The following is a 10,632-nucleotide window of genomic DNA, read 5'->3' as shown; positions in this document are numbered from 1 at the left end:
AGCCAAAAGTAAAGTCTTGTATAGCTTTAAAATTGAAAGATGGTATATAGCCCAAGGGGCTAATATTAATGCATCTGTGCAAGATGCAAAAAATTACTGTAACCGAATTGGATACCGAGTGCCAAGTGTTGCAGATTATACTAATGCAAATAATGATGATATTTGGACAGGAGGTATTCCTGGAAGAAATATCAATAATTATCGCCGTCAATTGAGTTATCGTAGCAGTAATGGCAAGTGGATTGGTGGGTTATTTAATGAATGGGGAACCTTATTTAACAATCCTAATCACTATTTAGGTCTTGATGACTGGGAAACTAATCATCCTCAAGATTGGTATTGGGCAATTGATACATACAAAGGAGAACCAATTCGAGTCGATTTGGGGGATGGAGATTTATATGATTCTAAATCAACTAATAATAAACTTAGAGCTGCTTGTGTCAAGCCATAGTTAAATTTGTTTTATTTGTTCAGCAAATAGTTTGACTCTGTAACTTTTAAAGTTACAGGGGTTATTACGAGTAAGTTAATTATAGAACTTACTCGCATTGTTTACAGTAATGGTATGTTCCCACTTTTTAGTATCAAAAATATAAGGTTAACGATTCCCATCAACATGCAATGATGAATAATTTGATGATTATTTTTTACAAAATTGGTACCTAATATTTAAAACTATAAAATCAGTCTATTTCTTATTATTTAATATAATTTTCATATGGTTATATATTATTTTTAATAATCAGACTCATTTAATCACATGTTTACAAATCTTAACAAAAAAGTTATTTTTTACATAAAATTAACATAATATAATAAATATGATCAAATTTGTGTTTTATCAGTAGTTATGATTTGGATGCAAATGATTTTTTATAGGAAAAAGTAATTAAAAATGGAAGTTATGAATAATAAAATATACAAAAGCAATAAGTTAGCTTTTGAACAACCTCGAATGTTTATTTTAAAAATAGCTAAGTTTTTTGGCCAAATTTTACGAATTATATCGTCAAGTTTACATGTCAAACATTATGCTTATGGAACTATAATTGCTACGTTGGGTATAATGATATCGGGTAATGTTATTGCCTTATCCGCAACCACAACAAAGGTGATTGAAGGGAGTGCGCCTTATCTACAATTTAAAACGTCTCAGAATGATCAAGTCGGTAATAAACTAAAAAATTTAGATGAGTTGCTAGGTTTTATGATGCCAAGTCAAGAAAGCACTGGCGAACTAATACAAATTGGAGTTAATGATTCAATCTCCAATGGAGGTAAACCGTTAACAGTCCCTTTTGGTACAAAGTTTTCAGATGTTATTGCTTTGGTTACTGCTGATGGACAAGCACATACAATTTCTAACTTGCAAGTGGCGGATGATGATGGTGATGCTTCAATTACTGATAATTTTACCGTCGGTGGTACGTTAACTGCAACTTGGAAAGATGGTTCTCAAGTTGTGAGTGATTTACATCAGGAGTTGGCACTATGTGGGGGGCCTTATACTTTAGAGTTGAGTGCACAAGATATCGCCGTAACGACTAAGTATGGCATTCCCAATAAAAATCATTATGGTAGCAAACCCAAAATAACTTACCAATTTATGCTTTCAGGTGGCCCAAAATTGTGCTACGCTCGACCATATAGTATTTATGTTAATTCAGCTAGTAATGATATAACGAAATATCCTAAAGGCTATAACTCGGCAGTATGGAATGGTAATGGTTATAAGGAGGTTAATCAATTTCGTGTAGGATTTATAGCCGAGTCATTTCGACCTATCACTGGTTTCAAAGGGATTAAGTTTGACTTAATAGGTTCAGGGAATGAACAGTCAAAATACCGTTGTAGACTTGATGCTAGCAATATCAATAATTGGGTAACTTTATCAGGAAACGGAAATAAAGAATTGGGGAAAGGCTGTCAGGTTGTTTATAATAATCGTTTTAAACCGAAGACTCCATTAACCATTAATATGGAGTACACAGAAGATAACGGTAACAGTTGGAAAAATATTGGTAAAGTGACTCTTCCGATACCTAAAAAATGGGCAATTCTTGTTGATCATAGGAAGGATTATAAAAGTAGCGGTTTTATTAACTTTGATCGTGAGTACGTGGCGTTTGATGAATGTCGTAAAATTATTGATGGTCATGCAATACCTGCAACAACACGAGAACAAATTAATGATTTTTCTGACGCAGGAAAATCTTGGCGGCAAAAATATATGTATAGAAGGAATGAATTAATTAATTCACTTGATGCTGATTTACCAGAAGGTACTGCTACACTTCCTACACCAAGGACATATAGACATTCCCGTGATTTAGGTACATTTCTAGGAGAATGGGGAACCGTCTCGCGATATCATAACAATGGATCCTATATTTGGACATCTGAAATGTATCGAGCCAATAAGCCTTTTGCTGTTAATGATTCAGGATATATTTCGGGTGATTATTATGACCTTGGTTCTGTTCAGTCCTCTCAAACGTTTTGTCGAGGTGAAAATTTACCATAAAAAATATATAAATCAAATTGATATTTAAAATAGGATTATTAATATGTTTGTTTTATAGCCAGTCATTAATTGATGATTATCTTATTGGTTTATGTGTGTCACTCCAAGATTTGAGGATGTTCAGACGTATTAATAATATTTCATTGTTCACAACCCACAGGGTAGTCTGTGTAGTACCTTAAAGGATAGTGAGTAATAAGTAGTATAGTGCTATAAAATAATCACTAAAATCGTAATGGGCAACTAATGTTGTTGTCCATTACGAGTATTTAAAAATGATCATGCTTTTTATAAAGCCCTTTTCTTATAGATATTAAATCTATTTCTTTATTTTTTCCACAACCAGATTAATTAGCGCAAGTCTTATAAAGCTTAACATAAAAGTTATTTTTTACTTCAACGTCGCATTTTATTTTGATCATAATTCGTCTTGGATATTTATCAGTCGTTATAGGTTAAATAAATGCTATCAAATTTAAAAGTCATTTTTAAATTGATAGCTAACTAATAAATGGGAAAACGGTTTTTAATGATCAACTGGACTATGACATTATTGAGTTGAGGGGTACAAAAATTTCTGGGTATCTCTATTACATGCTAAAGGTTATCTATAAGGGTGTTATGTCTATCTTTTGATTTCCAGAGATGGTGTCGGTATGTGTACCCTCTTAAAAGCGAGGCGTTAGATTAGAAATTATTCCTATTTTTTCACCGTTACCATTATGGTCATTGTGGCGAAGCATGAATATACATATACAAGTCCTACATTAAGTTTTGTGTATAGCGAATATTGATTTACCTATATTCTCAAAAATAACCCTAGACCCGATGCTCAGAATCATTACAATATATGCCATCAATTATATAGCAACTGATATGGTTTGCTATTTTTAAACAAAATTAACGGATGATGTTTTATGGCGCAATATGTTTATACCATGAATCGCGTAGGGAAGATTGTTCCCCCTAAACGCTATATTTTAAAAGATATTTCTTTAAGTTTTTTTCCAGGTGCAAAAATTGGTGTACTCGGTTTAAATGGAGCGGGTAAATCCACTTTACTACGAATTATGGCGGGTGTTGATACCGAAATTGAAGGCGAAGCACGCCCACAACCTGATATTAAAATTGGTTATTTACCCCAAGAACCGAAATTAGATCCTAAACAAACTGTGCGTGAAGCCATTGAGCAAGCGGTTAGTGAGGCTAAACAAGCATTGGCTCGATTAGATGAAGTATATGCCGCTTATGCTGATCCTGACGCCGATTTTGACAAATTAGCCAAAGAACAAGCAGAGCTTGAAGCCATTATTCAATCGCAAGATGCTCACAATCTTGATAATCAGTTAGAGCGAGCCGCTGACGCACTACGTTTGCCAGATTGGGATGCGAAAATTGAAAATTTATCAGGTGGTGAACGCCGTCGAGTAGCAATTTGTCAATTATTACTTGAAAAGCCTGATATGTTATTAATGGATGAACCGACCAACCACTTAGATGCCGAATCAGTAGCATGGTTAGAACGATTCTTACATGACTACGAAGGTACGGTTGTTGCAGTAACTCACGATCGCTACTTCCTAGACAACGTAGCTGGTTGGATTTTAGAGCTTGACCGTGGTGAAGGAATTCCATGGGAAGGCAACTACTCATCTTGGCTTGAACAAAAAGATCAGCGCCTAGCGCAAGAAGCCTCGACCGAATCGGCACGTCGTAAATCGATCGAAAAAGAACTCGAGTGGGTACGACAAAATCCGAAAGGGCGCCAAGCAAAAAGCAAAGCCCGTCTAGCTCGCTTTGAAGAACTCAACAGTAACGATTACCAAAAACGTAACGAAACTAACGAGCTCTTTATTCCAGCTGGACAACGTTTAGGCGATAAAGTGATTGAAGTAAGCAATCTAACTAAATCGTATGGCGATCGTGTGCTGATTGATAACTTATCTTTTAGTATTCCTAAAGGGGCAATTGTTGGCATTATTGGTCCAAATGGAGCGGGGAAATCAACCCTATTTAGAATGCTATCAGGCAAAGAACAACCTGATTCAGGCACGATTACTTTGGGTGAAACAGTGCAACTTGCATCAGTTGATCAGTTCCGTGACAGTATGGACGACAAAAAAACAGTTTGGGACGAAATTTCAAACGGTCAAGATATTATGCGTATTGGTAATTTTGAAATACCAAGTCGTGCTTATGTTGGTCGTTTTAACTTTAAAGGTGTTGATCAGCAAAAGCGTGTAGGTGAACTTTCAGGTGGTGAACGTGGGCGTGTACATTTAGCTAAATTATTGCAAGTGGGTGGTAATGTATTACTACTCGATGAACCAACCAATGATTTAGATGTTGAAACGCTACGTGCGCTTGAAAACGCATTATTAGAGTTTCCGGGTTGTGCTTTAGTGATTTCGCATGACCGTTGGTTTTTAGATCGTATTGCGACCCATATTTTGGATTATCAAGACGAAGGCCATGTTGAATTCTTTGAAGGTAACTTTACCGAATACGAAGAATGGAAAAAGCGCACATTAGGTGCTGAAGCATTAGAGCCTAAACGTGCTAAATATAAACGAATCTCCAAATAGAATTAATTTTTATTTTATTCCGCCGATTTATATTGGCGGAATTGTTTTATCTTCTTGATAGCGATTTTAAATATTTTTCAAAATGTAATTATCTAAACTAACCTTTTAGATGAACTAATAATTCTCGAAAAAGTATCCATTAGCAAACGCGGTATAGCGTTTATACCACGTGATTTTGCATCATCACAAATGGCAATCGCAAGATCAGGTTTTGAACTTTTATGAATTGCTTTTTGAATAATTTGATGTACAGGCAGATCAATATGCTGTGTTGTATTATAAGCGGCAAGTTTATAGACATGACTAAAACCATGTTTAAATAAAAAGTTTTCAATGTCTCGCGCAGGCAAAACCGTTAAGTAATCATCAGGATTTTTATCTTCACCACATAACGATTTTACCGTATCGGCATATTTTTTACCCGCCATATCCCCATCAGTAATTACATACCAATGAATTCCCATTTTATTGGCATATTTTATAAGCGGTTTTAAACCACACTGAGCAAACTCAATAAGCTGAACTCCCTCTGAACTCAGATGATAACCACTTTGTTCAGCCAGTTCACGTAACAACCACACTTCGGTTTCGCCCTCGACTAACAACCAACATCGTGCAAATAAGGCATTTGATCGGCGATAAAGAATATGAAACGCAATACGGCGACTATCACTAACGCTTAATGAATGAGGTTCAATGTATTTGGCAATAATTTTATCTGGCAGACGAATTAAACGATAAAGGTTTTCTAATGAAAATAACGATACCAGATCACTTGAGTTAGACGTGATAATTTTTTGTGTAGGGAAGTTTTTTAGTAAGCGAAATGCAACTGATAAAATGATTGGATGTAACAAACTTTCAGGCTCTTCTAAAATTAAAATAGGCATTGAACTTTGTGAAAGTGAATAATTCTCTTTAGCATCAATAATAGAGCCGAAAATTCCTAAAAATACCGTTCGTAAATAATCATTATCAAGATTATCCAATACATCATTAATTTGTTCCAAAACATTCCAATCTTCTGATCTTGGTGTACTTTTGGCATTTTTTTGTTTGTAATGATTGCGGTGTGCTTGATCGACAAAATAATACTCTAATAATGAGCGTGCGGCTTGTAGGCCTCGAGCTAATTCATCTTGGGTTAATTCGGCTGAATGGGCTTTTAGTTGGTTTGAAAGTTGGCTAATGTAGTGTTCGGATAATGGTTCGTTAGTAACAGTTAATTGCTCAGGATTAATTGCATTTTTAAGTGTCATTACTGGATTTAGTTTGATTAATGTTGCAATTAATAATTTTTCGTTTTCTATATTAAAGGGATTGCCTTGTGCATTGAGCAATTTATGTTGTGTTATAATTTGGTTATTTTGTTTATTGGCAGAAATTTGATAAGTGATACGATGCAGATTATCTTGGTGTGATTGATACGAAACTGAGCGTAATGGTTGATAATCTTGATTATTTAATTCATGTAAGTGTGATTGGCAATAAGTGATTTTAATAATAATATTATCGCCATAACATTGGTATTGATCATGATAAAAATCGGAATCGACAAATTGATAAAACTTGTTATCTAGTGATAACAATTGCAAAGCGCTGATTAAACTTGACCGCCCCCAACGATTTTCACCCATTAGTACGCTAGAACTTGCATTTAATTTTAAAGATAGTTGACTAATACCTTTAAATCCGGAAATATCAATTTGTTCAATAAACATAGCGTATCCTTATTGTTAAAGATGATACTTTTCTGTCCTTTTACGAATTCGTTCAACTTTTTGATGCGTACTAGCAATTAACTTAGCTTCATTACGCAAAATCGTTTTTAAAGGTTGATTAAAATACACTTTCAAAAAACGCCAAATATCACGATCAGTTAGCCCAATATTCATGGCTGAAAAATAAAGCCCAATTAAATCTTTATCACGCCAACGAACAGGAACTGTTTTACGGATCTGAGCACGGTGTAAATCAATCACCGATAATTTTATTTGCTGATGATTTTCAAAAAGCGGAATATCAAGCAAAAAGTGACACAAATAACAATCACGATGATTAACCCCAGCGGCATGCATTCGAGCCACCATTTTTGCCAAATAAATAACTAAAGAACGCTTTATATGATAGCTAGGTGGGTTAGTTAACCATGGCTTGGTAAAATCTTCTAAACTCACAGTCGGGTTAAGATCTCTTGTCACAATAAACGAATGACGAGTCAGCGGATTCAGCCCCTTACGACCAAATGCTCGCCCATCCATCGTATTAACGCCAACTTGCTCCAAACGCTCAATCGCATCCCACTCTTGCTTAGCATCTAAAACAGGTAAACGTAACGAAATAAGATTCTTCACAATCTCTTTAATGGTTGTACCACGATGAATTTTAATAAAATACGATTCATCACCAAGCTCAAAATTCAACGTCTTACGTTGCTTAACCGCTCGATAGACTTTGCCTGATATTAACTCAACTTCCGCAAACGGATCTTTATTTTTCCACAAAGCATCAAAAGGGCATTTTAACTTCAACTCATTCATAATGATCACAACCTAAAATAATATCTGCGGCACGCTGGGCTAAATGATATAAATCAGCCGTTTTACCATAATGTATTGCATTGTTGTGCCATGTTAATAACTGATCGTGGTTTGTTATGGCATTTTGCAACGCTTGATTGAGATCTGCTTGTACAAAAGGTTCGGCAAGGATCACCCCAGCATTGGCATCATCAATATGATAAGCATAGCCCGAAGTGCTTGACACAATCACTGGCACTCCAGCGGCTAACCCTTCAATAAGCACCATACCAGCAGCTTCTTGTCTTGCAGGGTGCAATAGCAAATCTGCCGCAAATAAAAAGTCAGGGATATCATTACGGCCTGCAAAAAAACGTACTTGATACTCAATGCCGAGTTGCTTAGCCAGTTTTTGATAAGCTTCGGGATTATCCTGCCCCACTACTAAAAAAGTCACTTTTTGTTTTAAATCGCAAGGTAGTGCGGCAATGGCGGTTAAAGAACGATCTACTCCCTTACGCTTAAAATCTGATCCAATTTGCACAATCACAAAATTATGTTCATCAATTTGATTTGCTTGCCTAAATTGCTTACCTTTAGCTAGCGACTCATAATTGTATTGGCGATCTTGCGCAATACCGGGTGGCAAAAGGTAAAATCGAGACGGATCAGTATGATAATAGTGCTCAAAATCACTAATTTGCTGTTTTGTTAGTACCATAACTTTGGTTTGGCTATGTTGATTAAATACCGCATCTTCGAAAGCTAAATAGTGCTTACAGCGTTTTGACAATTTATACAAAAAGCCCTTGTGTGAAACCTTTTCGGCATAACAAGTATCACCTGCAAAATAAACATCCAAATCAGGCATTTTATTAAAGCCAACTACACAATCAACAGGATTTGCTTGTAAATGATCCTTCACCCAATAGTAATAAGATTGATTACGACTATGGTTGGATAAGCCCTTTTTAGGTACCCAAATAATGTCAAACCCACAAGGTACATCGCCTTGCCAATCCATGACATAAACACGAACATTATGTCCTCGATTTTGACAAGCTTTGGCTATTTGCAAAAAATCACGTTGCAAACCACCAAAAGGAAAATATTTATAAATACAAAAAGCCAGTTGCATGCAGATTGTCTCAAGTTTGAAAGGCGTATTATATACTTAGTATTTATTTGGGTGCAAAGTTTGATTTTTATAGACCCAAATTTGCTGTAAAATTTGGGTCATAGTGGCAGTTGAATAAGCATACTGTCATTTGTAAAAATAATTCAAGAGTCTATACCATTATAGTTTGGTTTTATTCTTAGTGTGGGTGCGTTACGCTATTGATAATCTCTCAAACTATAATAATTTTAAATGAAATTGTTAGCACCATTGAAAACGTAAAAAGAATGACCAAAAACAATAGAGAATAGCAAGGGACAAATAGATATATCTTATTTTTCTATTTTTTATAAAAAATAAACTCAAAATTAAGGGAATGGTAAGGATAAGAAAAATGTCTTCACTATTTCTTCCACCTAATGGTAACGTGCAAAGGTTGTCTGGATCACCTGTAAAAATCATCCATTCATATTTATTGGTTGAAAATAAATTAATAATTATTAATAAAAAGGCGAAGTGGATAAATGAAAGGATGTCCTTTTTCATAATCATTAAATCCACTTATGATTTAAAAAAGTAACTATCACCAATAGCACTACCTTGAGCACCAAACTGGCGTAAATTGTGATCAACAGCATTCATCGATTGCCAATGGTTTTCACACCAATCAGGGGCGAGTAAAGTTGGTTTTCTGGCATTAGCTGATATGCGATGATACAAAATATTGGCTGGAGTTTGGCGAATGATATCGCCAGCAATATCGACATATTCATCTAATGATAATACTGGAAGCCGCCCAGCCCGCCACGCTTTTGCCATAATACTACCTTCAACAATATGTAAAGGGTGTAATTTTAAACCGTCCACACCACAGTCGAGCACACGATTAAGGGTTATAAAGTTATCTTGTTTGGTTTCTTTCGGTAAACCAATAATTAAGTGAGTACAGACCTTAATGCCAAGCTTGCGTGCCTTTTGTACGGTTTGATAATAATCATCAAAAGTATGCCCTCGATTAATATCGTGTAAGGTTTTGTTATGAGCAGTTTGTAAACCAAGTTCTAACCAAACTTCATAGCCATTGGATTGATAATTCGCAAGCAAATCAAGTACTTCATCAGGAACACAATCAGGGCGAGTACCAACACAAAGCCCAACAATATCCGCACTATTCAGGGCTTCTTCATACATACTTTTTAGAATTTCAACCTCGGCGTAGGTGCTGGTATAAGCTTGAAAATAAGCAAGGTATCGTTTAGACTTTTTCATCTGTTGGGCTTGCGAGGTTAATTGTTCAGAAATTGATTTAACCTGAATAGATTCATCAATGATTGAGGCAACATTACAAAAAGTACAACCACCTTGACCAATAGTACCATCTCGATTGGGACAGCTAAAGCCACCATGTAAAGTAAGTTTATAGATTTTTTCGCCATAACGACGTTGTAAATCGGAACCGAATGTATTAACGACTAAATGAAGTTGCATTATAAACCAAATAAAATTTTTAATTATTTTAGCAATATGTCTTGTATTCCATATCTTATCCATAATACTACTTTTCAACAATATATAAATATTTTTTATAACTCAAAAAAAGATTGAAATTGATCTCTGATTAAGTAAGGGTAACTAGTGTTGTTTTTTACACTGTGATGTGCGGTAAGTTTAAGGCTTGTTGTAATTAATAACTAGGAGTTAACATGTAACTCACCAATAAATATGCTGAAGGTTATTCTGGTAAACGTTATTACAGTGGTTGTGAATATGTTGATGTTGTTGAAAAATTGACAATTGATCGTGCTAAATGTTTCTTTAAATTTATTTACATTTCTTTACAAAAAAGTCCGCCAAAAAACTAGCCAACTATTTTTTTTACGGCTA

7 protein-coding genes and 2 pseudogenes are annotated in these 10,632 nt (G+C 35.1%); 4 read left to right on the top strand and 5 right to left on the bottom strand.

The window, feature by feature from the left end:
- The 3 genes and pseudogenes from ACGH6S_RS11605 to ettA all read left to right on the top strand — a co-directional run.
- Window positions 1-454, top strand: a pseudogene (locus ACGH6S_RS11605) (hypothetical protein); the annotation flags it as partial.
- 453 nt (window positions 455-907) lie between these two features.
- Window positions 908-2,527: a hypothetical protein gene (locus ACGH6S_RS11600; protein WP_141672723.1), complete on the top strand. Its 1,620-nt coding sequence runs from the start codon at window positions 908-910 to the stop codon at window positions 2,525-2,527.
- Window positions 2,528-3,444: 917 nt separating this feature from the next.
- Window positions 3,445-5,112, top strand: coding sequence for an energy-dependent translational throttle protein EttA (ettA, locus tag ACGH6S_RS11595; RefSeq protein ID WP_034915195.1), 1,668 nt, complete (start codon window positions 3,445-3,447; stop codon window positions 5,110-5,112).
- A 92-nt stretch (window positions 5,113-5,204) separates the two neighbouring features.
- Here the strand turns inward: ettA and ACGH6S_RS11590 are convergent, their stop codons facing one another.
- The 5 genes from ACGH6S_RS11590 to ACGH6S_RS11570 form a co-directional block, all read right to left on the bottom strand.
- Window positions 5,205-6,833, bottom strand: coding sequence for a DUF2813 domain-containing protein (locus ACGH6S_RS11590; protein ID WP_411578943.1), 1,629 nt, complete (start codon window positions 6,831-6,833; stop codon window positions 5,205-5,207).
- A 15-nt stretch (window positions 6,834-6,848) separates the two neighbouring features.
- On the bottom strand, window positions 6,849-7,652 hold the full coding sequence (gene rfaP / locus ACGH6S_RS11585) for a lipopolysaccharide core heptose(I) kinase RfaP (RefSeq protein ID WP_411578942.1): 804 nt from the start codon (window positions 7,650-7,652) through the stop codon (window positions 6,849-6,851).
- On the bottom strand, window positions 7,645-8,769 hold the full coding sequence (locus ACGH6S_RS11580; protein ID WP_085165075.1) for a glycosyltransferase family 4 protein: 1,125 nt from the start codon (window positions 8,767-8,769) through the stop codon (window positions 7,645-7,647). Before ACGH6S_RS11580 ends, rfaP begins: the two co-directional genes overlap by 8 nt.
- A gap of 240 nt (window positions 8,770-9,009) precedes the next feature.
- A complete protein-coding gene (locus tag ACGH6S_RS11575) occupies window positions 9,010-9,294 on the bottom strand; it encodes a DUF2645 family protein (protein ID WP_174798711.1) in 285 nt (94 codons plus the stop codon).
- 15 nt (window positions 9,295-9,309) lie between these two features.
- The gene (locus tag ACGH6S_RS11570; protein WP_065590061.1) at window positions 9,310-10,236 is read right to left on the bottom strand and encodes a TIGR01212 family radical SAM protein; all 927 of its coding nucleotides are present in this window, start codon (window positions 10,234-10,236) and stop codon (window positions 9,310-9,312) included.
- A 221-nt stretch (window positions 10,237-10,457) separates the two neighbouring features.
- Between ACGH6S_RS11570 and glyA the strand changes: the two are divergent.
- Window positions 10,458-10,589: pseudogene (gene glyA / locus ACGH6S_RS11565) on the top strand (serine hydroxymethyltransferase); the annotation flags it as partial.
- Between the last annotated feature and the right edge of the window lie 43 nt (window positions 10,590-10,632).

Source organism: Gilliamella sp. BG3, assembly GCF_046635605.1.
GTDB lineage: Bacteria > Pseudomonadota > Gammaproteobacteria > Enterobacterales > Orbaceae > Gilliamella > Gilliamella bombi.
This window is presented reverse-complemented; position numbering and strand designations above follow the sequence as displayed.